Source organism: Pseudomonas sp. PDM05, from assembly GCF_014851685.1.
Taxonomy (GTDB): Bacteria; Pseudomonadota; Gammaproteobacteria; order Pseudomonadales; family Pseudomonadaceae; genus Aquipseudomonas.
Window position 1 is genome coordinate 86,392 of record NZ_JACVAC010000001.1, and the last position, 23,679, is coordinate 110,070.

The following is a 23,679-nucleotide window of genomic DNA, read 5'->3' on the forward strand; positions in this document are numbered from 1 at the left end:
GCCCAGCGCCCTGCCTAGCATCGTGACCATCAGCAATGAGGGGCGCCATGCCGTCCTTCTCCTGCTTGCGACAAGACACGATCCAGGAGACGAACCGTGCAGAAAAGCCGAAAAACCGTGCGCGTAGCCACCGATGTGGGCGGCACCTTTACTGACCTTGTGTACTTCGAAAGTGATCCCGTCACCGGCCAGCAGACCCTGCGTACGGCGAAGGTGGACACCACGCCACCGAACTTTGCCCAAGGCATTCTCAATGTCATCAAAAAGGCACGGGTAACGCTTTCGGAAGTCGACTTCCTCGCCCACGGCACCACTGTTGTCATCAACGCGCTTACCGAACGGCGTGGGGTCAAGACCGCGCTGATCACCACCCGAGGCTTTCGCGACATCCTGGAAATTGCCCGGGCCAACCGCCCAGACTATTTCAACCTGAAATGGGTCAAACCTGCGCCGTTTGTGCCGCGCTACCTACGCCGGGAAATCACCGAGCGCCTGCACACCGACGGCCGTGAGCGCGAGCCTGTAATACTCGATGAGCTGCCCGCCATCATCGACGCCTTGCGCGCCGATGGCGTGCAAGCCATTGCTATTTGCCTGCTGCATGCCTACGCCAACCCCAGCCACGAGCAGGCGGTATTGGCCGAAGTGAAGCGGCTGTGGCCTGAAGTATCGGTGGTCGCTTCACATCAGATCACCCGTGAATGGCGCGAGTACGAGCGCTCCAGCACCACCGTGCTGTCGGCCTACGTGCAACCGATAGCGGCGCGCTACCTCGATGAACTGGAGGCGGGTCTGCGCAGCGCAGGTTACGAGGCGCCGCTGTATATCATGCAGTCCAATTGCGGCGTTGACAGTGTGGCCCACGCCAGGGACATCCCGATCACCATGGTCGAGTCCGGACCGGCCAGCGGTTTCTGGGCGGCCGCCGAGTTGGGACGCTTGATTGGCGAACCCAACCTGCTGGGGCTCGACATCGGCGGCACCACGGCCAAATGCGCACTGATCCGCGATGGCCAGGTCGCGATCAAGACGGACTACTGGATCGAACGTGACCGCCTCAATGCCGGTTACCCCATCATGGTGCCCGTGGTGGACCTGGTGGAAATCGGCAACGGCGGCGGCTCCATTGCCTGGGTCGACGGGTTTGACAAGCTGCATGTCGGCCCGCAATCAGCGGGCGCCCTGCCCGGCCCGGCGGCGTACGGTAACGGTGGTACCGACATCACCACCACGGATGCCAACCTGGCACTCGGCCGGATCAACCCGGCGTACTTCTGCGGCGGCGAAGTGGTAGCCGACCTACAAGCAGTAGCGGACGGCTTCAGCCTGCTCAGCGAACGCTTGGATCTGCCTGCCGATGAAATTGCCCGTGGTGTGGTGCGCCTGGCCAATAACAACATGGTCAACGCCCTGAAGCTGGTGTCGCTCAGCCGTGGTCACGATCCCCGGGACCTGACCCTGATGGCCTTTGGCGGCGGTGGCGCGCTGCATGCAGTCGCCTTGGCTCAAGAGCTGGGCGTCAAAAAAGTCATCGTCCCGCGCGGCGCCTCAGTGTTTTCAGCCTGGGGCATGACCCTGTCGGACTTACGCCGCGACCTGTTTATCAATCGTTTTGTCGACACCACCCAGCCACAGGCACAGGCGCACACCCAGGCGTTCCTGAACGAACTGATGGCCTCGGCCCGCGAGCAGTTCATTGCCGAGGCTGTGCCCCCGGAACGGGTCGAATTGAAGGTCAATTGCAAGCTGCGCTACCAGAACCAGGAACACTCGGTCGAAGTGCCGCTGGACGCCGATGAACACCTCGAACGTGACTGGGCACACATCGAGCATCGTTTTCACACCCTGTACGAACAGCATTACACCTACTGCCTGGACGCTCCCGTGGAGATCGTCGGCTTCCACCTGGTCGCCATCGCGCAAATTGACAAGCTGATTCCCGAATCGCTTGCAGTGACAGGGCGAACGCTTGAGGCCGCACGCAAGGGCCACCGCGTCGTCGACTACGCAACCGATGGCATCCACGACGCGGCCATCTACGACTACGCCCTGCTGGAACCCCAAATGTGTTTCCACGGCCCCGCCATCATTGAAGACGCCGGCACCACCGTCGTCGTTCATCCACAAAACCGGGTGCATGTGGATCGCTTCGGCAATCTGCACATCACGATCAACGGCTGACGGGAGTCTCGCCATGCATACGCTCGACATCTTCACCCGAGACATTATCCAGAATTCGCTTCAAGCCATTGCTGACGAAATGTTCGTGGCGATGCGCAAAGCTGCCATGAGCCCCGTCATTTATGAAGTGCTGGACATGGGCACCGGCATCACCGACGCCAATGGCGAGATTGCCAGCTCCGGCGCCGGTATCCCGGCCTTCGTAGGCGTGCTGGACAAGGCCGTCAAACAGATCTTGCTGCAACATGCCCGCCCAGGGGAAATCGAAGACGGCGATGTGTTCATCTGCAATGACCCCCACGGTGGCGCAGTCACTCACCTGAACGATGTGGTGCTGGCCATGCCCGTGTTTGCCGAGGGCAGGCGCGTGGCCTGGACCGCGAATATCGCCCACTGGAACGATGTCGGCGGCATGGTCCCCGGATCGATGTCCACTGAGGCTACCGACATCTTTCAGGAAGGGTTGCGCCTGTGCTCGGTCAAGCTGATCAGCCGTGGCCAACCGATCCGCTCAGTGCTGCAGATACTGCGGGCCAACACGCGCATGCCGGATTTCATGGAAGGCGATCTATGGGCTGGCGTAGCGGCGGTGCGCGGCGGGGCCCTGCACCTGCGTGAGTTGACCGCCAAATACGGCACTGACCTGTTTTTGCTGGCGATGCAGGACTTCATGGACCTGGGCGAAAAGGTATCGCGCAAAGCCCTGGCCGAACTGCCCAATGTCAACCTTTCCCTGGTGGAGCCGCAAGACGACGGCAGCCTGTATTCGGTGTCGGTGCAGATCCATGACCGTGCAATGACCGTGGACCTGCGCGACAACCCCGACCAATGCACCGGGCCCACTAACCTCAGCCGGGATGGCGCGGTGGTTGCCGCCCAAATGGCGTTCAAATCCCTGACTGCCCCGCAAGGCATTACCAATGGAGGCACGTTCCGTCCGTTGAATGTGCTGACACGCCCCGGTTCGCTATTCGATGCGCAACTGCCCGCCGCAGAGGGGTTTTACTTTGAAAACCTGATTCGCGTACACGACCTGATCTTGCGCTGCCTGGCCCAGCATTTTCCCGACCGCTTGCCGGCGGGCAATTTCTCCTCGGTATGCGCCACTGTTATCGGCGGCCGGCATCCGGATACCGGTCGGCTGTTTACCCTGGTGGAGCCGGAAATCGGTGGTTGGGGCGCCGAGCCCGGACGTGACGGCAACAACGCCGTTTATTGCGGCCTGCATGGCGAGACCTACAACTGTCCAGTGGAAGTCTGTGAGGCCCGTTACGGCCTGTATGTCGAGCGCATGGCGCTGAATGACGAACCCGGTGGGCACGGCCAGTTCCGCGGCGGGCGAGGCATCTGCATCGACTATCGCGTACGGGCCGATGACAGCTTTCTGACCTGTGGTTACACCCGCTCGGTCGTTCCACCCTGGGGCCTGCAACAGGGCCAGGATGGCACCCCCAATTACGTCGAAGTGCTGCGCGGCGACAACCCGCCGGAACGCTACGCCATGGCCAGCAGCATCCCTCTCAACGCCGGCGACCTGGTGCGAGTACGCACGGGGGCCGGCGGTGGCTACGGCGCACCCGCAGCCCGTGACGCGGCGGCCGTGCGCGACGACTTGAAGAATGGCTACCTCGACGCGCAAACCGCCCGCGCCGTGTACGGCGTCATGCCCTGATCCCAATACACCGCCGTGCGGCGGCTTTCCATGCGTTGACCTAAAACAATAAGAGAGAACCGTCATGTTGCAACTTCCACTCTCGCGCTTCGGCGCTGCGTGCTCGCTGGCGTTGGTGTTGGGCAGCAGCCCTTCAACCCAAGCCGAACAATTCATCGGCTTCGGTCAACCAGGGCTGCCGGGACGCTGGGCTTTGGAAACCTTCCCGGTCTTCAACCGCAACACCGACGGCAATGTACGTGCCGGTGGCAATACGGTGCTTGCGTACTTTTCCGAGACCGGCTTTACCGACACCACCCGCGACCAATTGCAGTTCTGGGTCGGCGCCGTTCCCGGATACGCCAGCACCAACGACGCGAAAAACGTCAGCCCCTGGGGCATCGCCTCACCCAATCTCGGCTTTGCCTACTACTACAACGTGGTCGAGCCCACCAGCGCCTATGGTTCAGAGGACTACACCACGTTCTGGACCAACCCGACGCTGACGGTCGAGTTCCCCAACGGTAACAACGAAGTTGCCGGTTACGGTGCCTTTGCCAACCGCTATGCGCTGAGTTTCAGCCTCGCCAATTACCTGCGTGTCGGAAAATTCGCCGCGACCTTCACCCCAATTGGCATCCATTACGCCGCACGTAACCGCAACACCACAGATCTCGGCAGCGGCGATCCCAAGCGCTTGCAAGGCGGTGTCAGCCTATGGCTGGCCAACGTCGCCGCCGGCTACCTCGTCACCGATGACCTGTGGCTGGGCGCGCATCACGTCTACCACATCAACAATCGAACAGCCTCGGACTATGACGAGTCGCGGGTTGGAAAAATCGGACCGTCGATGACCTACACAGGCTTTTCCCAACAGGGACTCTACCTGTCTGCAAATCTGAATTTCGACTACTACCACAGCGCCAACCTGCCCCATTCCAATGAGCTGACCATGGCGCTGGTGAAGTTTTTCTAGCGCCAATTGGCCCCCTATCCGAGGAAATAACCGATGCAAACCCCAACCCCCACTCCCCCACCACACGATGTGCCGGTGACAGTGCGCTGGCTCAACCCGATTGGTTGCTCGATGTTCGACGCACCGATCGCCGACTTGCTGCACGGCATCAAGCACCCCTCGACACACCTGGAAGTGGTGTCGTTCGATATGCAGCCCAGCCCGACACACCTGGAGTACCGGGCCTACGAGGCAATGACCTACGAGCGCACGGTACGCATTGCCCGCGATTGCGCCCAGCAAAACATCGATGCCCTGGTGATCGGCTGCTTCTACGATCCGGCCCTGGAGGATGCCCGGGAAATCTCCGGCAACTGCCTGGTGGTTGCTCCCTGCCAGGCCAGCCTGCAGATCGCCGACCAACTGGCTAACCGTTATTCGATCATCGTAGGGCGAGATAAATGGATGGAGCAAATGCGCGAGCGCGTTCGCGGCTACGGCTCGGCGGATCGACTCGCCTCTATGCGCGCGCTGGGCATGGGCGTCGATGAGTTCCAGAAAGACCCGGCCCTCACCCGACGCCGAATCATTGAACAAGCGTTTTTGGCGGTCGAGGAAGATGGCGCGGAAGCGATCATTTTGGGCTGCACCATCGAATTCGGTTTCTTCGAACAGGTGCAGCGCGAGGTCGGCGTACCCGTGATCGACCCGGTGGTCGCCGCGTTCAAGATGGCCGAAGCCATGGCGGGGATGAAGCAGCGCTTCGGCTGGAGCCCCAGCCGTGTCGGCAGTTGCGAGCCTCCACCGGAAGCCGAAATCAAAGCCTTTGGCCTGTTTCAGGGCCCGGTGCCCATCGGTAACCGTGTGCAAGCCTAGCCCTAACTTGGAGCAATCCCTATGAGCGACGTCACGCCAATGCCCGCACAAGCCAACTACACCTCCACTCGGCAAGTGGGCGATGTATTCAGAGACGTACCCCTGACCCGCGAGCACCTCAAGTGCTGCTTGGCGCTGTTTTTTGTGTTCGCCATTGAGGCGTGGGAGATGATGATCATCGTCTACACCGCGCCGCTGATCGCCCAGGATTTTTCCCTGGATGCACTTGCCGTCGGCCACCTGATCGGCGCCATGTTCATCGGCATGCTGTTGGGCTCGTTAGTCTGGGGCAAGCTCGCCGAACGTATCGGCCGCAAGGGCGCGGTGGTCTGGAGCCTGGCCATTTACGGCGTGATCTCGTTGGCGAGTGCGTTTGCCCCCGACTACGCCTCGCTCTACGCGTTACGGCTGTTCTCGGGCGTGGCCGCAGTTGGCATGATGGTGGTGACGTTTGCTCACTATCAGGAGCTATTGCCCGTGCGCCATCGCGGCGCGCTGACCGTGTACCTGGCCTCGGGATGGCCAATCGGCATGCTACTGGCACTGGGGGCGACCGTATGGCTGATGCCCTATGGTTGGCGCACAATCATTGCGGTGAGTTCACTGGGTGGGTTGTGGGCTTTGGTGGTGGCGCTCTGGGTGCCGGAGTCGCCGTACTGGCTGGCCAACGCCAAGCGCCAAGCGCAGGCCCGAGCGGTCATCACGCGATTAAGCCGAGGCACCGTGCAAGTGCCTGAGGATTGCCTGCTGCAAGTGGACCAAACGACGTCAGGGCGCCAGCGGGAGCTGTTTTCACCGGCGCTGTTGAGGATCAGTGCGTTGCAGATCCTGGTGAATTTTACGTTCTCCTGGGGTTACTGGGGCTTGCAGACCTGGCTGCCGACGCTGTTGCAACAACGCGGGCTGAGCCTGCCGCAAAGCTACGGTTTTATTGCACTGTCGGCACTGTGCATGATCCCCGGCTACATGGCGGCGTCGTGGCTCACCCATCGTTATGGCCGCAAACACGTCATTATCGGTTTCATCAGTGCCTCGGTGCTCGCTGGCTACGGCTTTGCCAACGCTCAAAGCCTGGAAATGCTGTACCTGAGCAACTTCGCCCTGGCGTTCTTCAGCCTGGGGGCATGGGGGGTGTGGGGCACCTGGATCGCCGAGCTGTACCCGACCCCATTGCGTACCATCGGTTACGGGTGGGCGATTTTCGCGCAACGCGTGGCCAATATCCTGGCACCGTCTTTGATCGGCGCACTGGTGGCTTACGGCGCCTCCTTCAATATGACCACCACCTTTATCAATGCCTTCATGCTGGTAACCGTGTTGCTCGCACTGTTCATTCCTGAAACCGAGGGCAAGGCGTTGGATTAGCACAATGCCCATCGTGCTTTCAGGCATATGTAATCCATCGTGACTGACAGCCCACGCCCTGCCCCCTGCGTTTGAATAACCCCAGACCTCGAGCGGGTCATCCAACCGGATGCCCCATCAAATTGCAGACACGGAATTCACTATGGACAGTCAACAATGGAGTGACGGAGTCACCTTCACCATGCAACGCGGTCCCTTTCAGAACAACGGCGCCACACCTTGGTACACCCGTGTACAGGTAGGCACACCAGGGCAATCCCTGAAGGTGTCGATGGACACCGGAACCAATATCACCTGGATAACCTCCAGCCTGTGTTCGCCCGACCGATGCCAGCACTTCAGCGCAGGCCGGTTTGACCATCAGGCGTCCAGCACCTTCACCTTCACGGATTGCCTGCAACGGCCCTACAGCTTCGGGCCCTGGGGCACGATGCAGGTAGAATCCGGTTCGGATGTATTGACTCTGAACAACACCCCATTGCCCATTCAACTTCTACTGGCGGCAGACTACACCGGAACGCAGTTTCGCCAATTGGACTGGGACGGTGGCATGGGCTTGCCCAGCAGCAGCGCCTATGTCGACGGGAAAAGCTCGTTTGTGTTTCAGGCGTTGATGAATGCTGGAAAAATCGATCCCCATCAACCCTTCGTTGCCTTCGACTGGGACCCTGCTTCGCGTCGGGGCGTGTGCCAGATGGGGGCAGTGGATGCGGCTAAAACCCGTGGTCCGCACCTGTTTCTTCCGTGGTCGCTCTACAGCAAAGTGCGTGGTGTGGAATACATCTGGTCGACCCCGCTGGCGTCCTACACCGTAGGCGGCGACGTCTTGGCCAGGAACATAACCTTCGCGCTGGACTCTGGCTCATCCCAATTCAAAGGGGATGACCGGCTGATGCGCCAGACCCTTGAGCGTATTGCCCAGGGCGGCAGCCCAACGGTCGTCCTGGGCTTCGCCGATGGCGAAATCACCCTGGGTGCCGACCTGTACAACGTTTTGATCGAGGACGGTCCAGACAAGGGTAAAACCCTTCCTCAATTCGAGCCGCTGGGACTGACCGACCTGGTGTTGGTGGGTTCGCTGGTGATGGAGTATTGCTACACCGTCTATGAATATCGTGTGGTGCAATGTCGAGCGGGCACTTACTCACTCGCGCCGGTTGGGATATGGCTGTTTAATCGCCCGCAGGGGCCCCAGATTATCAGCCGCTCATCTTCACGGCGCTTTGAGGCAAAGCCGCGCACGCTTGTCAGTGGAAAGCTGGTGCTCCGCCCGCCCCTAGCGACTGCCCATACAGCGCCGCCGCTTTGCGCCGCCGGCACCTGGAAAAATGACTACGGCTCGGCAATGACGTTGACGGTCACCGGCAATGTCATTACCGGTTCGTATCAGTCATCCACGGGCTCAACGGGCCGATACGCAGTGACGGGTTATCAAGCGAGTACAAGCCCTTCACGGGAAAAAGGGCTGCCTGTGGCATTGGCTATAGACTGGCACTCGCTGGATGAGCAGCAGGCCGACCCGAGTTGGCATTGGGTGTCGGGGTTGTGCGGACAGCTCCATCGGATCGCAGGCGAGGATCGGCTCAATCTATCGCACGTGCTCATCGCCACCGGGGATTTTCCCGATCTGGCTAAACAAGGAGCGTATCTGGACAAACTGAGCTATCGACGGGTTGCAGATGAGGCCATAGGACTACGTCCTATCACCCCCACCTTGGCTTCGGAGCACGACAACCGGTTAAATGGCACTTGGATGGCAGCGCAAGGATATAACCTGAAACTGCACGTTAGAGCGTCAAGCCAGCATGCTTTAGGTTGTGTCAGCGGCACGTTGACGACGCCTACCGGGCGGGTCGAGGTATCCGGTTTTACTGACATCAACGCGAACTCGGGCGGGCTGTCACGGCAATCGGTAAGCCTCGCCGCACCGCAAAAGAGCGGTGAAGCGGTACTGGCCCTGGCGGGTTCGCTGGATCTTCAAGTGGATGAATTGACCTTGCTGGCGCTGCTCACGTCCTCCACAACAGCGTCACAACGTTATGTGCAAACACAGGTCCAGTCGCTCATGTTCAGGAGGACGCTCGGCGCGGGTGCCAATGAAATATAACCAAGCAATCACCGTAGGCTGGAGAGGTCTATGGTGCCGAGGGCAGTCCAGTGTGAGGAATCTGGTCACCCAGGGTTCATCCGTCGCCTCACTAAATAATCCGCTTGGATTCAACCTGGCTTGCTACCGGGCCCATTGGAGGAAACTCCAAACGAAAGCTCGTTCCGGATGAATTGCTGTCTACGCTGACCCGACCACCATGCAACTGCATAATTGAGCGAACGATGGCCAAACCCAGCCCGCCAGAGTCGTCCGGCTGACTACGTGACGGATCGCAACGGTAGAAGCGCTCAAACAGTCGAGGGAGATGCTGCGCTGAAATCGGCTGGCCTTGGTTATGCACAATAATGTCAATCCTGTCCCCTAAAGCCATACTGCTAATGGTTACTGGCGTAGCAGGAGAGCCATAACGCAGCGCATTGGCCAGCAAGTTGGCCAGTGCTCTGCGGATCAAAGCAGGATCAGCACGCAATTGATCATGGGCCTGATTGATCAGCGCGACATCACGTTCTTGTGCAACACCTTCAAAATACTCACACAGTTGCTCCACCAGATCGTGCAGGTTGATGAGTTCATCACTGACACATGCGTGCGACTGCTCGGTGCGCGCGAGAAACAGCATGCTATCGACCATTCGCGCTAGACGCTCATACTCTTCCTGATTCGAAACCAGCAAGTTTTGATAGTCTTCGATTGAACGACAATGCCTCAGGGCCTGCTGGGTGTGCCCCATCAGATTGGTGAGCGGGGTGCGCATCTCATGGGCGAGATCCTCCGAGAATCGTGATAGCTGGGCGAACCCCTCTTCGAGGCGTGCAAGCATCTGATTAAGCGCTTGGCTGAGTGCTTGTAGTTCACTCAGTTCGTTGAACTCATCCAGCCGCAGATGCAGATGGTGTACATCAATTGCGGCAGCGCGCTTCGCCAGTAAGCGCACAGGTCGTAAGCCTCGCTGACTTACCCACCCGCCGAGCACAAAAGCCAGCAGCGCACCGACCGACATCGCGAGCCAGAGCTTGAGTCGGTAAGCCCCCAGCATCTGCTCGCGCTCGCTCAACAACTTGCCAGCAATCAGGGTCAAGCCGCGATCACCTTGCATGACATGCTGCCAGGCAAAGCGTACTGCCACCGAAGAGTTACCGTCACTCAGCTGAGCCTGGGCTACAGCCGGTAACGCGGGCAAGCTCATGCCGACGGGGTTGATTTCGATCAGCACCTGACCTGTGTCATCGATGATCCACAGCAAGTTGTCGCGATTGCCCAGCATATTTTCGTATAGCTTGGGCCGATCTCTGAGTTGCTCGACGCTGATACTGTCGTTGATCAACGCATGCATGCGCTCCAGGCGCCCGAGCAGGGCCTGGTCATCGCGCCAGGCGATTTCTCGCTGTAATGACTGATAAAGATAAAAACCAATGGACCCCAGCAGCAGCGCACTGACTAACGCGAACATGAGCGCCAGGCGCAAGCTCAGGTTACGCGCAAACAGTTTCAGGATTGCACCTCAAGCATGTAACCGATGCCACGCACTGTATGTATCAACTTTAGTGGGTAAGGATCGTCAACCTTGGCGCGCAGTCGTCGGATGGCAACATCGACCACATTGGTATCACTGTCAAAGTTCATCTGCCAGATTTGCGAAGCAATCGAGGAACGCGATAGCACCTCTCCTTCCCTACTGACTAACAGGTGCAACAGGGCAAACTCCTTGTTGGTCAGGGTCAGGCGTTCACCCTGGCGCGTGACCTTACGGCTCAACAGATCCACGCTCAGGTCTGCAACCAGGAACTGTTCGACCTCACGGGGCGGCCCCCTGCGCAGGAGCGTACGTACGCGTGCCAATAACTCGGCATAGGAAAAGGGTTTGACCAGGTAATCATCGGCCCCTGATTCAAGCCCCTTGACCCGATCCTCCACAGAGTCCCTAGCAGTAAGAAAAAGCACCGGGGTTTGCCACTTGCGTCGAATAATCTGAAGCAATTGCCAACCGTCCAGGCCCGGCAGCATGACATCCAGGATGATCAAGTCGAACTCACTTTCCTGCGCCAGATACTGGCCCTCCAGGCCATCTAAGGCGACCTCGACCACGTAGCCCGATTCAGTCAGGGCTTTGTGGAGGTAATCCGCTGTTTTCGCTTCATCTTCAACGACCAGGATACGCATCTTTTTCTCCAGAATTGGAGCATAGGCTAGCGCGCTTGGCCGTTTTGGCACATTACATCTTGGTAATCATGAGGCAATCATTCTGACGGTGCGCACGGGGCATCATGCCTGGCTATGACTCAGCCAGACAAAACAAAGGAAAAAAGCATGCGTATACGCCTGTCAGCTTCATTGCTCAGCTCACTTGCAATGAGCTCTGCGCTCGCCGTTGCAGCCCCGGGTCAAGTTGTGCAGCGCAACGACGTTTCATTGGCAATGGCCAATGATTTGCTAACTACCGCGCTGGCAGCGTGTCACGCCGAAGGCCGCACAGGTGTTGCTGCAATTGTCGACAGTGGCGCAAATCTAGTCGCCTTGCAGCGCGACGATAACGTGGGCCCACACAATACATTAGCCGCCCAACGCAAAGCCTATACCGCCCTATCGACCAAGACGCCTACACGACTGTTGGCAGAGCGTGCTCGCAGTACCCCCGATGCGGAAAACCTCAACACCCTGCATGAGCTATTGCTGCTAGGCGGCGGCGTGCCGTTGATGTTTGAAGGGCAAGTCATTGGCGCGATCGGAGTGGCCGGTGCCGGCGGAGCAGCAAACGATGAAGGTTGCGCATTGGCCGCTATCAACAAAATTTTACCTACCGTCAAAAACTAAGGACATCATCATGACTGGATTGAAAACAATCTTCGCTGGCGTTGTATTGAGTGTCGCATCGTCACTGGCATCAGCGGCAGGAAACCCGCTGAGCGTGCATGTCCTCAACTTACAAGATGGCCTGCCCTCCCCTGGTATCAATGTCACATTGGAAAAACAAGACGGTAAGCACTGGGACATGCTCAACAGCGCTTCGACAAATGAACAAGGTCGTATTCCCGGGCTATACCCCGAAGGTCAGGCTCTGGAGAAAGGCATCTACCGTGTAACCTTCAAGACAGGCGAGTGGTTCAAAGCGCATAAGATTCCAAGTTTCTTCCCTGAGGTACCGGTAATCTTTGAGGTAGACGGTGCCGTTGCGCACTACCACATTCCATTACTGCTCAGCCCCTATGGTTTCTCTACCTATAGAGGTAACTGAGCCTCTAACGGGGGCAGTCCAATGAGCTTGCAAGGTGTCTAGAGAATCCGGGGCGGTTCATTGCTGAGTTTCCCGATCACGATAAAAATGAGGTATACGACCATTAAGGGAGGGCAAATAACTCCACCGATAAGGACGCGCAGAGGAGGCTGGTTGTCGATGCAGCCATGCCAAAATCGCCTCAGCGGCGATAGTCAATGCAAGTTGCTGGCCTGGACATTCATGTCGTCCTGATCCGAAGCTGAAGGTTCGTCGTTGCGTTCGTTTGACCAAGAGTCTATCGGGGTCTGGGTTCGCGTAGGGATCCCTATTGGCTGAAGCGAGTAACACTAGAACGGTATCGCCCGCCTCCAAGACGCTGCCCCCGATAGTGCATCGCTTAGCAACGAATCGCCGGGTGTTTTGCACGGGCGAGTCGTAGCGCGCTACCTCTTCCACCAAGTCTGCAACGAGCATCTGCGTAGGTAGCATGTCTTTAATCAGATCAGGGTTACGATGGAGCGCTACAAGGGTATTGCCGATCAGGCCTGCGGTGGCTTCGCAGGTCTGTGACAACAGGCCGATCAGGTTAGCGATCAATTCATCATGATCTCTCCAGGCGGTGGCTTCGCATCCACTCCAGATATGGCTCAAGAAGCGGCTACTTTCATCGTCGTTGCTCAGCAGCGCGCTGACTAATTGACTAAGTCGGGTGGCCCCGGAATCAGCTTCACCGAGTTGAATTTCGTCGCTTAACGGCGACAGGCAGGCGACAAAATCCCGCGTCAGCCTCGCTACTTCCTGTAGCCGGCTGGATGGAAAGCCTATCAAAGCGGCAATAACGGAAACCGGTAACGTGAACATCAACTCATCTGGGTTTTCGACCGGGTTATCGAGGGTCTCGACCACACGTGACACGATGTCTGCGATGCTATCTGTTTGGACAGAGGCCAAGGCAGGTTCGATAACCATCCTGGGGCACAGGTGCTGTGGGCCTTCGTTCATGCGCATCAAACGACCGAAAATCATTCCTGCCACGCCTTGCGCAATGGCAGGAGGTATCGGCTCGTTTAGCGGACGCACCCGACAGTCTGGATGCCCCAGAATGGCTTCGACAGCTTCGGCACTACTTGCAATCCATAAACGAAGATCTGCATCGAATAGCAGACCGTTTTGTCGCCTGAGACCTGAGTAATAAACGTAGGGATCAGTATGGGTAGCGGCTTCAAAAGGCGTCATTGCGTAAGTCCTGTTCACAAAGAACGGCTACTATCGAGCATCCCTCATGGTGACGATTCGCTCAGGAACGAAATATGGACGCTCGAAGCAATGACACCGCGATTTCTCGGGTAGCCGGCGCTATTGCCGAACCAGCGAGGACGAAAATGCTGTGTTCGCTGATGGACGGCCACGCCCGTACCAGCACCGAAATGGCCGTCATCGCCGACGTCAGTGCGTCCACGGCGAGCGCGCATTTGGCAAGACTAAAAGAGGACGGGTTGGTAAAGTTGCACACGCAAGGCAGGCATCGTTACTACAGTCTGGCTGACGCGCAAGTGGCCCAGGCTATTGAGGCCCTCATGGTGATCAGCCAAAACGCAGCTACACGATATGTGTCCACGACCCCAACCCGATTGCAGTTCGCGCGTACCTGTTATGACCACATGGCAGGAACACTGGCTGTACAACTGCACGATCATTTCATGGAGTCAGGCTGGTTGACCGTGCCAGTTTCCGGGGAGCTGTATCAGCTTACGATGAGCGGCGAAAAAGCCATGACCGGGCTCGGTATCGAGATAGAAAAGGTAAGGGCACAGCGGCGTCGTTTCGCGTGCTCCTGCTTGGACTGGAGCATGCGGCGCCCTCATCTTGCCGGAGCACTCGGAGCGGCTTTTCTACAGACGGTCATAAGCCGCAAGTGGGTTATCCAAGACCTTGATAGCCGGGCACTCGCATTGACATCCAAGGGACGAAAGGAGCTGTCTGGCCTATTCGGGATCATTTTGGAAAACAATGAGAGGGAGAGATCAGTCGCGCGGAATGCGACACCACCCGCCGAACCGGCTCTGCCGGGAGGATAATTACTTATTCCTTCAACTAAGCATCTATCAAGAAGCAGGCATTGCTTCGCGTGCCATATCGAAAATCAAGGTGTATTGGCGGGACGCTTACCTTTTTCTGGATTTAAGCACCACCGGAGCTTCAACATCGAAGGATAGGGATATGAATCACATCTACAAAACGTTTCTACTACCTACGGGTATCGGTATTGCGGTGTTGTGCTCGATGAATGTCGAAGCTATAACGCGGGAAGAAATGCTCAAGCTCAATGCCGCATACCCGCCCGGTAGTGTTATTAGCTGTGAGACGCGGCTTGAAGGAAACGGGAAAAATTTATTGCCAACGCTCCTGAAAACTCGCGCGCACATCAAAGAAAGATCGGGGAACCTGACCCGTACTGATGTGAGCGTAACGTTTGTCCCGCAGGGATCATCAACCACCACAATGACCGTGAATTACCAGTCGCGAGCAACCATGGAAGATGACGGTGAGTTAGTTGATATTGACCCAGATAGCCTAACTGTCTCATTCAGCCCTTCAAATCCAGCCAGCGAGTCCATTGTGGCGAACAAAATGCGCAGTACTCTCCCCCCTACTGGAAGCGATCTAAGGCTATACAAGACGGTAACAATCACCGATTTCCCTTCCTTCATAATCACTCCCCAAGATCAGCCTCCGATCTACTGTTTTAAGGAAGAATAAGCAGTGACACTTTGCATCATCGATGCCGTGTCAGACTTGGAATACGCTAGCCCTTGGTCGATCTGATGGAGTGGTCTGGCATTACTGAGCAGAGCGAGGCGATGACGTTGATTATTGGCGACGCGAACCTGCTGCTGGCACAGCGGACAGGAAATTACCAAGCGGGTTTACAGGAGGATCGGCGCGACCGCGAAGCCGTCAAAATAGAAAAGTTCTGGAACACGTCCACAATAGTTATGGAATACCTATGAAAAGACGCCTCCCGCTTCCCGAATGCCAGAAACACGAAAGCCCCGTAAGAACGGGGCTTTCGTATGAATCTTGGCGGGAAACCAGGGATTCGAACCCTGGGAACGCTATTAACGTTCGCCGGTTTTCAAGACCGCTATGCGAATTCACACGGGCTGATGCCCTGAAAGCCGTCGGCGTTCCATTACTCATGGAAAGCGGTCAGGCTACAGACCGCATTCTGCAGGGGGTACGTTTTGAGTTTGGGAACCGTGTTTGCCCTCCTAGGCATCCTGTCGAATGAAAGCAAGCCACAGAATTGCCAAAGATTTACGAAATACATCGTGAATGCTTTCGGCCGACCCTGTTGAAAAAGTTAGCGTGCCCAAAACGCTGGAATATTGATGGATGAAAACATCTCGCTTGCACGCTCCTTCGTGAAATCAGACTCCTGAACCTACTACGCAAAACTCAGATTTAAATCTCAGGCGCGTACTTTTCTCGCGCAGAATTCGAAGCCGACTGTTTTCAATAGAATCGGCCGAGAGCTGACGCTCAGTGAAAATGGAAAAGCTTTGGTATCAGGGCGGAGGCCTTCTCTCTGTCGGCCTCGTATAGGCCGCACAATGAAGCTTGGTCGGTGAGATTGTGCAAGTTGAAATGGTTATAGAGCGCTTGGCCTAATTTCTGACGCGTAAAGCTCCCTATGGCCCACCGCCGGGTAAACCCCTCATAAGCGGCGCGTCCGATCTGCAGCGAGAAATTGCTTTCCATCTTCAGGCAACCACCGTAAAGGGGCTTAAGCGTAAAAACGGTCTGTCAATCCTTCAAACTCGACGTTTTCACACAGACAGGCGCCTCTCGCCGACGCTGTGTAAAAACGTTTTCGAACGCGACAGGTACTAAGAACCGCACTGAAAATCGCGCATTCGCGCGAAATCTACACCTGTTGACATGCCGATAAAATCCAGATCTGAGGTAGACGAACGCACTTCAATTTTGACGAAGCTTTTTCACACACTCGGGGCCAGAAGCGGACACTCCAAATCGTCTATATGATCAGGGGATTTCATAACAACACTTCGTACCTATCTCCAGATCAGGTAATCTTCGACACGACGTTGCATTGAGCGAACCTGATAGCCTTCCACTATTTAAAGCAAGTAGTCAATTACCAAAAACTACCGCCATTGCTAAAAAGGACTTGCGATTTGAATAAAGATTTGCGTAATGCTATTGAAAAAGGCGAACTTATACTCTTTTTGGGGGCTGGAGCCTCCAGGGACTGCGTAAGTAGAAGCGGCGAAAAAGTCCTTGATGGTTGGGGCCTCGCAAAAAATTTGGCCGAATTTGCGGGTTATGAATATTCTGACGACCCCCTTGACGAAGTATACGCGGCAGTGCGCGCCAAGGAAGCCTCTAGACTAGATCCCCATCTGGAGTCGCTTTTTCGAGACGTCCAACCTTCTCCAGAATATTTGGAACTCACCTCATTCGCATGGCGTCGCATATATACACTTAATATTGACGATGCGCTGGAAACATCCATCCGACAAAACTCGGTCCAAAATCTTAGGGTGCGTCTAGCAACAGACCCGCTGGAAGATCAAGATAACTTCTTTAAAGTTATAGACTTAATTAAGTTAAATGGTAGTGTGGACCGTATTCCTGCGGGTATCATTTTTTCGGCGAGCGATTACGCAAAAGCAACATCTAAATCTTTACCTTGGTACGAGCAATGTGGTTCTGATTTCGTAAGAGCCCCCGTTTTATTCATTGGCACCAAACTCAACGAGCCGTTATTAAAATTTCATATCGAGAGATACAAATCAATTAGCGGCCGCTTTCCGGGTAGAAGCTTCGTCATAACGCCAAATGCAACCGAATTTCAAAAAGCATCGCTAGCCGATTATAATATTGAACATATCAGCGGAACGCTTTCGGATTTTGTTAAATGGCTGAAAATCGAGTTCCCCATACCCCTATCACCATTAAACTTGTCTCTTAAAAGCCTGCCTCACCTGGTAGAACTTTTGAAGTCTACTGACAGTAGGCGTTACATTTCATTGTTCGACCATGTAATACCTGTCAAAAAGAATATAACATCCAATTACAAAACCAATGACACGAAAGCCGAAGCCGCCATCTCAAATTTTTATAAAGGTTTCAAACCTTCGTGGTCGGATATTGTCGATGAAGTGCCCGCAATATTGGACATATTCAAAGAGTCAGATGTCAGATTGCGATCCGAACACAAGAACAACAAACTCCTGCCGCTAATCGGCCCCGCAGGTTCGGGAAAAACGACTCTTCTAATGCAGCTTTGCTTTAACATCTCTCTTACTTCGGATTGGGATGTGTACTTCATAGAGCAGCCCATTAGCCACCTTGCAGAGACTTTGGAGGCAATCGAAAACGCCTCATCGGCAAATAACGTCCTTGTTGCATTTGATAATCTCGATTTCTTTGCGGAGGATCTTAAAGAAATTTTTGCGTCAAAACGCCTTCAGAAAACCATGTTGTTGGGAGCTGAACGTGAAAATATTTGGAAGAAGAAAACGGTTAACAAGCTCCAGGATAATAGTCTGCGACCTGTGCTTGTAGACAAATTTACTGATACAGACGCTGCAAAGATATTAGAAAAGCTGGAACGGTATGGCTCATGGACACGACTTGGTCAACTGCACCCGAAAAAGCGCGTGGCTGAGTTGGTAGACAGAGCACAGAAACAACTTTTGATTGCACTTCTGGAGGCCACATTCGGCCTAGGCTACGGGGAAATAATCGCGAGTGAATTCTCAAGCCTAACAAGCGATGAAGAAAAGCTATGCTTTCTGGTGGTTGGATTGATTACTGACCGAAAACAAGATGCCCCCTCGCCACTAGTTGACAGGGCATTAGCGACTATCGGAATTACTACACCAGCCAATATCTTTTCTACAAGTTTAGCGGGAATCGTCGTCGAGAGATCGGGAAAGCTTTCCGTCCGTCACCCCGTGTACGTTCGCTATGTACTAGACCATTTAGTCGATCCAACGCTAACAGTGAAAGCCCTATCCGCTTTGCTAGAGGCGTTTGCACAATATGACTCACCAGTTATCAAACATGTAGATAAGCTTCAGGCCATTATTTACAAAGCATTAATCAACCACTCTTTCTTGCGTGAGGTTCTGAAAGGGCACAAAAGCCTGGTTACTTCGCTTTATAGGTCTTTAGAGAAAAAATTTGAGCAAGATGGACTATTTTGGCTGCAATACGGTCTCTCAATGAGAGACTTTAGCGAGCACTCAGAATCTCTCGAGAAGCTGAGGATTGCGACTCAAGCTTACCCAATGCCACATACGTTGCATGCTTTAGCGCAGCAACTCCTTATTGTGGCACAGCGCCTTGAAGACAAACAAACTGCACTCACCTTTGCGGAGGAAGCGAAAACCATTCTTGAGAATCTTGACGGCACGCTTGAAAGTGATGACACTTTCCCGGTAGTTACCCTCAGCGAAGGCTATACAAATGTGCTTAGAAAACACGAGACTGAAGCAGTGGCCCGTAATCAAGCTCGTATATTCTCTGAGCGGCTCAAGGGCAGAAAAGACTCTCTTAATGAGGATCAACGTCTAGCTAGAGCATACGAAAAAATGTTCAGATACTCTGCAACGGGCACTTGGATTGACAATGATGAGTTTTAAACATTACGCCATCTTTTGTCCCGTTAGCACGCATCAATGATACCAAAACTGATCAAGGTGCCTGATTAAGTATTTGTGCTTTATCTCTTACCCTTTAGAGATCTCCCTTGTGAAAAAGTTCGGTAGTGTTCAATATAGAAGTTGATACTACCGAGCTTAATTCCAAAAACACCCGTACGTATTTTCGCTGTAGACGATGGCAATATTTCCTTGAGTATGCGCAGGATCAAATTGAGTTCCACGGCTGCATGAGCAATGATTTGTCCCATTTTTTGCACCGCGTTCGGTGTTCGGTGCTCGACATTCCAGAGAAACGGTCCGTCCAATTATGGACAGTATGTAACACTCTCCATAAACGCCGCTACCTCTGCTTCGAGGCATTGAGCAGCCATTCTCGTAGCAATTTCTCAAGCAAGCACCAATTTACTCGGCCACTGCTATGCTTAGCCTTTTAGGCGGAATGACAAACATGGCTCGGGAATATTCACTCTCAGATTTGCTTGAACGAATGTACGAGAATCAGCTGGCGTTGGAAGCAGCTCTGATGGAATTGACCCTCCAAAGCGAAAAGCAAGGCATGAACGAGGTTGGTAACAACGTACGTGGCGCTCTATTCGTGATCGGCGAAAACGCTGGGCACATCAAGCAAGGCTTGGCTAAGCTACGAACTAATCAGTTCTAATAAAGCACACCCCAATTGTGTAGGGGTATGTGGGGGATTTGGGGGGGAAGGCCTGTGGTTGCTGGCTGTAATGCGTGCATACAGACGGTTGCAAAACTGCATAATTAGCATTGAATGGCATAGATTGGCGTGCGGTTTGCCCCATTTTTGCCCCAAAGCTCGACGCTCGTAGCTCCACAGGAACGATCCGGCCGATAATGGATTGGACGTACGCCTCCCTAAAACTCCCGCAGACTCTGCATACAGGTTGTTGTGCACCTGCTCCTGTAGCAATTTCTAAGTAATCACCCTTTGATCAGCCCGCCGCTACGCCCAGAATTTGCGGTCGTATTAGGCATGCGAAGCGGTGGGAAATATTAATTTGTGCGACGGACTGCTTTCGGCCAAAGGAGACCATTCGCACTCGACACTACGCACCTTCTAGCTTGTCTCTTAGAAACTCAATAAACCTTTGGGTTTTCGCCGGAAGCAGGCGCGTTTCGGTCAGTGCATAGACCGACACTGGTGATGCCTGCCATTGCGACAGGACTTTGCAAAGCTTTCCGTCTGCGACGTCCTGCCCCGCGATGCCCTCAGGCAGTAATGCAATACCTAGATCCAACGACGCCAAACGCCTTAGCATACCTACGCTATTGAGTTCGAACCGCCCCCCTACATCGACATCCACGCTCTCGGAGGCGCGTGACAGCGTCCAACGGTCGGCACGTGCGCTACGCATTCGCAGGCATTCATGATTAACCAGGTCGGCTGGGTGCTCAGGCTCGCCGGAAACCTCGAGGTATCGTGGAGATGCATACAGTCCGCGCCCTAAACTCGCGAGTTTGCGAGCGATCAGGTTCGAGTTTGGCGGCTCGCCCATACGGATTACTACATCCACCGGATCGCTGATCAGATCGACCTGACGCGGGCTCAGGTCAAACTCGAAACTGATACCGGGATAGAGCCTGGCGAAGTCTGCAATCAGTGGGGCCAGGTAGACCGTTGCGAAGTCAACCGGTAGCGAAGCTCGCAACAGCCCGCTGGGCCGGGCCAGCATTTCCCCCAGCTGCTCATGCGCCAGACGGGCTTCATCGACGAGTCGTTTACAGCGTTCAAAGTACAACTGACCCGCTTCGGTCGGCTCAATCTTGCGAGTCGTGCGGTGCAGCAGCCGCAAGCCAATCCCTTTCTCCAGCTCACTGATACGTCGCGACAACGTCGAGTTGGGTATCCCCAGCGTTTCCGCCGCACGCGTGAAACTGCGCGCCTTCACCACCTCGACAAACAGAGCCATGTCGTTGAGAAAATCCAAAGCATTATCCCATTTATGGATTAGTTATTTCGATTTTAGGGCATTTATCCCAACTTCGGCTTGATGAATCATAGCCACATCACTTCTGAGGTGCACCGAAATGAAATCTCTTTTTTCCGAAGTCCAAGTAGGACGCTACACCCTGTCTAACCGTATGGTCATGGCACCGATGACCCGCTCGCGCTCCGATGATGCTGGTGTGCCCAGCGAACTGGTTGCCACCTACTACGCACAGCGCGCCACTGCCGGGCTGATCATCAGCGAGGGGGTGTTTCCGGTTGCGCTGGGCAAAGGTTACGTTCGCACCCCTGGTATTGAAACCGCCGAACAAATCGCGGCCTGGAAGAAAGTCACAGATGCCGTGCATGCTCGTGGAGGTCGCATCTTCATGCAGCTGATGCATTGCGGACGGGTTTCTCACCCTTCTTTGCTACCCGAGGGCGCACAACCGCAAGCACCGTCTGCAATTAAGGCCGCTGGCCAGACCTACACCGCCACCGGCTTGCAGGATTTCGTGACACCGCACGCTCTGACCGTCTCTGAAATCGCCGAGGTGGTTGAAGGCTATCGTCAGTCTGCTCGCCGAGCCATTGAAGCCGGTTTCGACGGTGTTGAATTGCACGCTGCCTCAGGCTATCTGCCTGAGCAGTTTCTCTCCACCGGCAGCAACCAGCGCAACGACCGGTACGGTGGCTCGGTTGAAAACCGCACTCGCTTCGTACAAGAAGTGCTCGCCGCCATGGTGAGTGAAGTGGGCGGTGACCGTGTCGGTATCAAGATTTCCCCGGAGATGAACTTCAACGACATCGTTGATGCAAATCCGCAGGAAACCTACAAGTACCTAGTCAAGCAGCTTCGCGGCCTCAAGCTCGCTTACCTGCACGTCGCGCTTTTCGGGGCCAAGTTCGATTACCACGCGGCGCTGCGCCCACTGTTCGACGGCAGCTACCTGATCGGCAGCGGCCTGACCAAAGACAGCGCCGAGTCATTGATCAACGAAGGCAAAGCAGACGCTGCAGTGTTTGGCAGCACCTTCCTGGCCAACCCAGATCTGCCTGAGAGGTTCCGCGCCGACGCGGAGTTGAATACGCCGGATAAGGACACTTTTTACGCCCCAGGTGCAGAAGGCTATATCGATTATCCAACTATGTCCCAAGGGGCCTGAGGAGCTTCGTCATGCAACCCACCGCACGCTTACAGCGCATGAACCACGGCAGCCAGTTTCGGGCATTCAGCCTGCGTGGTGATCAGAATGCGAAACCCATCGACCCGTTTCTCGGCGTAGACCATGCCTGGATCAGCGGACCGACGTTCCCCCCTCATCCTCATGCAGGTTTTTCAGCAGTCTCTTATCTGTTTCTGGACTCGGAAACAGGCATCGACAACCGTGACTCGCTGGGCAACCGCAACGTGATTCAACCCGGTGGTTTGCACTGGACGGCGGCGGGTGAAGGCATCGTTCATGAAGAGGTTCCAGCCCAGCCAGGCAAGACCGTTCACATGCTGCAAATCTTCATCAACCTGCCCGAAGACAAGCAAGCTGATGCACCCTTTGTCTTCAGTGTGGAGGCTCAGGATGTCCCCACTGTTTATTTGGCGGGTGTAAAAATCAGAGTCCCCTTGGGCAACTTCGAAGGACTGGCCTCTCCGCTATTACTGCCTACGGACGTAAGGCTTCTGGACATATCCCTTGAAGCCGCAAGCGAAGTGAAAATTCCAGTGCCAGAAGGACACGTGGCATTCGTTATGCCAATTGACGGCGAGGTCTACGTCGACGGTCGGGCCTTCAACCTGATCGACCCGAAGGCACCAGTCAATCTTCCTCAGGGCGCGGATCGAGTTGTCACCCTGCAAGCGAAGAATGGAGATGCCAAGGCCGTGCTGTTCTCCGGGACTCCGTTAAATCAACCCGTGTATTGGCAAGGGCCCATGGCCCTCGCTTCGATGGACGCGCTGGCCGCAGCAGTCAATGGCTACCAGCGCGGTGAGTTCGGAACACTGCAAGCGCGTTAAGCGATTTATATACCCAAAAACCGGGGTATGTGCCCCATCGTAGTTGCCAGGAGAATCACCATGTCATTCGAAAACTTCAATGCTGATAATGCTGCTTTGCTGCTGATTGACCATCAGGTCGGAACCATGGGCTGGGCTAAATCCATGCCCTTTGAAGAACTGAAGCGCAACGCTCTGATGCTGGCCAAAGCAGCCCGCATCCTGAAGCTCCCCGTGGTACTTACCTCCAGCATGGAAGAGTATGCCCAAGGCCCGCTATTGAGCGAACTGGAAGAGATTCTTCCAACTGAGTTTGCCGGTCGAATCAAACGTATGGGCATCGTCAACGCCATGGACGATGAGAACTTCGCCGCAGCAGTGAAAGCGACAGGCCGCAAGAAACTGATCATTGCAGGTGTAACCAATGATGTTTGCACCGTCTACCCTGCGCTCTCGCTGGTCCGTGATGGCTATGAAGTCCAAGTCGTAGCAGACGGTGGCGCTTCACCCACCGCCATGGCCGATGACATCGCTCTGCGCCGCATGGACAAAGCTGGTGTAACACTGACCACCACCAACCAGTTGATTGCAGAACTGGCTGGCAGTTGGGCAACACCGGAAGGCGGCGAACTGGTTCAAGTGCTTATGGAAGCCTTTGGCGAGTAAGCACGCTTGAAAAGGCCCGGAA

20 protein-coding genes are annotated in these 23,679 nt (G+C 55.3%); 16 read left to right on the forward strand and 4 right to left on the reverse strand.

The features are described from left to right. Positions 1–96: 96 nt before the first annotated feature. From IB241_RS00390 to IB241_RS00415, 6 genes are all read left to right on the forward strand, one after another. Positions 97–2,181: a hydantoinase/oxoprolinase family protein gene (locus IB241_RS00390; protein WP_192296460.1), complete on the forward strand. Its 2,085-nt coding sequence runs from the start codon at positions 97–99 to the stop codon at positions 2,179–2,181. 13 nt (positions 2,182–2,194) lie between these two features. Then, on the forward strand, positions 2,195–3,853 hold the full coding sequence (locus IB241_RS00395; protein ID WP_192296461.1) for a hydantoinase B/oxoprolinase family protein: 1,659 nt from the start codon (positions 2,195–2,197) through the stop codon (positions 3,851–3,853). A gap of 64 nt (positions 3,854–3,917) precedes the next feature. Then, positions 3,918–4,808 (forward strand): hypothetical protein, encoded by an 891-nt coding sequence (locus IB241_RS00400; protein ID WP_192296462.1) that lies wholly within the window; start codon positions 3,918–3,920, stop codon positions 4,806–4,808. Between the two features lie 33 nt (positions 4,809–4,841). Continuing rightward, on the forward strand, positions 4,842–5,663 hold the full coding sequence (locus tag IB241_RS00405; protein ID WP_192296463.1) for an aspartate/glutamate racemase family protein: 822 nt from the start codon (positions 4,842–4,844) through the stop codon (positions 5,661–5,663). 21 nt (positions 5,664–5,684) lie between these two features. After that, positions 5,685–7,028 carry an MFS transporter gene (locus IB241_RS00410; RefSeq protein WP_192296464.1) on the forward strand — a complete coding sequence of 448 codons (1,344 nt, stop codon included), beginning with the start codon at positions 5,685–5,687 and terminating at the stop codon, positions 7,026–7,028. A gap of 142 nt (positions 7,029–7,170) precedes the next feature. Further along, positions 7,171–9,135: an avidin/streptavidin family protein gene (locus IB241_RS00415; RefSeq protein WP_192296465.1), complete on the forward strand. Its 1,965-nt coding sequence runs from the start codon at positions 7,171–7,173 to the stop codon at positions 9,133–9,135. A 91-nt stretch (positions 9,136–9,226) separates the two neighbouring features. On the opposite strand, the gene IB241_RS00420 is transcribed toward IB241_RS00415, so the two are convergent. Both IB241_RS00420 and IB241_RS00425 read right to left on the reverse strand, forming a co-directional pair. Then, positions 9,227–10,630, reverse strand: coding sequence for a heavy metal sensor histidine kinase (locus tag IB241_RS00420; protein WP_192297212.1), 1,404 nt, complete (start codon positions 10,628–10,630; stop codon positions 9,227–9,229). Then, positions 10,627–11,298, reverse strand: coding sequence for a heavy metal response regulator transcription factor (locus IB241_RS00425; RefSeq protein WP_192296466.1), 672 nt, complete (start codon positions 11,296–11,298; stop codon positions 10,627–10,629). Before IB241_RS00425 ends, IB241_RS00420 begins: the two co-directional genes overlap by 4 nt. A 147-nt stretch (positions 11,299–11,445) precedes the next feature. Between IB241_RS00425 and IB241_RS00430 the strand changes: the two genes are divergently transcribed. After that, a complete protein-coding gene (locus IB241_RS00430; protein WP_192296467.1) occupies positions 11,446–11,949 on the forward strand; it encodes a GlcG/HbpS family heme-binding protein in 504 nt (167 codons plus the stop codon). A 10-nt stretch (positions 11,950–11,959) separates the two neighbouring features. Next, on the forward strand, positions 11,960–12,370 hold the full coding sequence (gene uraH, locus IB241_RS00435) for a hydroxyisourate hydrolase (RefSeq protein WP_192296468.1): 411 nt from the start codon (positions 11,960–11,962) through the stop codon (positions 12,368–12,370). Between the two features lie 57 nt (positions 12,371–12,427). Here uraH and IB241_RS00440 read toward each other — a convergent pair whose 3' ends face one another. After that, positions 12,428–13,588 carry a cytochrome P450 gene (locus IB241_RS00440; RefSeq protein ID WP_192296469.1) on the reverse strand — a complete coding sequence of 387 codons (1,161 nt, stop codon included), beginning with the start codon at positions 13,586–13,588 and terminating at the stop codon, positions 12,428–12,430. A gap of 74 nt (positions 13,589–13,662) precedes the next feature. On the opposite strand from IB241_RS00440, the gene IB241_RS00445 reads away from it, so the two are divergent. From IB241_RS00445 to IB241_RS00465, 5 genes are all read left to right on the forward strand, one after another. Beyond that, positions 13,663–14,430: an ArsR/SmtB family transcription factor gene (locus IB241_RS00445; protein ID WP_192296470.1), complete on the forward strand. Its 768-nt coding sequence runs from the start codon at positions 13,663–13,665 to the stop codon at positions 14,428–14,430. Positions 14,431–14,572: 142 nt separating this feature from the next. Then, complete coding sequence (locus IB241_RS00450; protein ID WP_192296471.1) at positions 14,573–15,112, forward strand: hypothetical protein; 540 nt, start codon at positions 14,573–14,575, stop codon at positions 15,110–15,112. Positions 15,113–15,165: 53 nt separating this feature from the next. Further along, complete coding sequence (locus IB241_RS00455) at positions 15,166–15,363, forward strand: hypothetical protein (protein WP_192297245.1); 198 nt, start codon at positions 15,166–15,168, stop codon at positions 15,361–15,363. Positions 15,364–16,551: 1,188 nt separating this feature from the next. Further along, positions 16,552–19,026, forward strand: coding sequence for an SIR2 family protein (locus IB241_RS00460; RefSeq protein ID WP_192296472.1), 2,475 nt, complete (start codon positions 16,552–16,554; stop codon positions 19,024–19,026). Positions 19,027–19,495: 469 nt separating this feature from the next. Continuing rightward, positions 19,496–19,708, forward strand: coding sequence for a hypothetical protein (locus IB241_RS00465; RefSeq protein WP_192296473.1), 213 nt, complete (start codon positions 19,496–19,498; stop codon positions 19,706–19,708). Between the two features lie 409 nt (positions 19,709–20,117). Here IB241_RS00465 and IB241_RS00470 read toward each other — a convergent pair whose 3' ends face one another. Next, entirely contained in the window at positions 20,118–20,999 is an 882-nt protein-coding gene (locus IB241_RS00470) for a LysR family transcriptional regulator (protein ID WP_192296474.1), read from the reverse strand. Positions 21,000–21,099: 100 nt separating this feature from the next. On the opposite strand from IB241_RS00470, the gene IB241_RS00475 reads away from it, so the two are divergent. From IB241_RS00475 to IB241_RS00485, 3 genes are read left to right on the forward strand one after another with little or no spacing between them, the layout of a single operon-like run. Continuing rightward, complete coding sequence (locus IB241_RS00475) at positions 21,100–22,164, forward strand: alkene reductase (protein WP_192296475.1); 1,065 nt, start codon at positions 21,100–21,102, stop codon at positions 22,162–22,164. An 11-nt stretch (positions 22,165–22,175) separates the two neighbouring features. Continuing rightward, the gene (locus IB241_RS00480) at positions 22,176–23,012 is read left to right on the forward strand and encodes a pirin family protein (RefSeq protein ID WP_192296476.1); all 837 of its coding nucleotides are present in this window, start codon (positions 22,176–22,178) and stop codon (positions 23,010–23,012) included. 60 nt (positions 23,013–23,072) lie between these two features. Next, the gene (locus tag IB241_RS00485; protein ID WP_123332497.1) at positions 23,073–23,657 is read left to right on the forward strand and encodes an isochorismatase family protein; all 585 of its coding nucleotides are present in this window, start codon (positions 23,073–23,075) and stop codon (positions 23,655–23,657) included. The last annotated feature ends 22 nt before the right edge of the window (positions 23,658–23,679 follow it).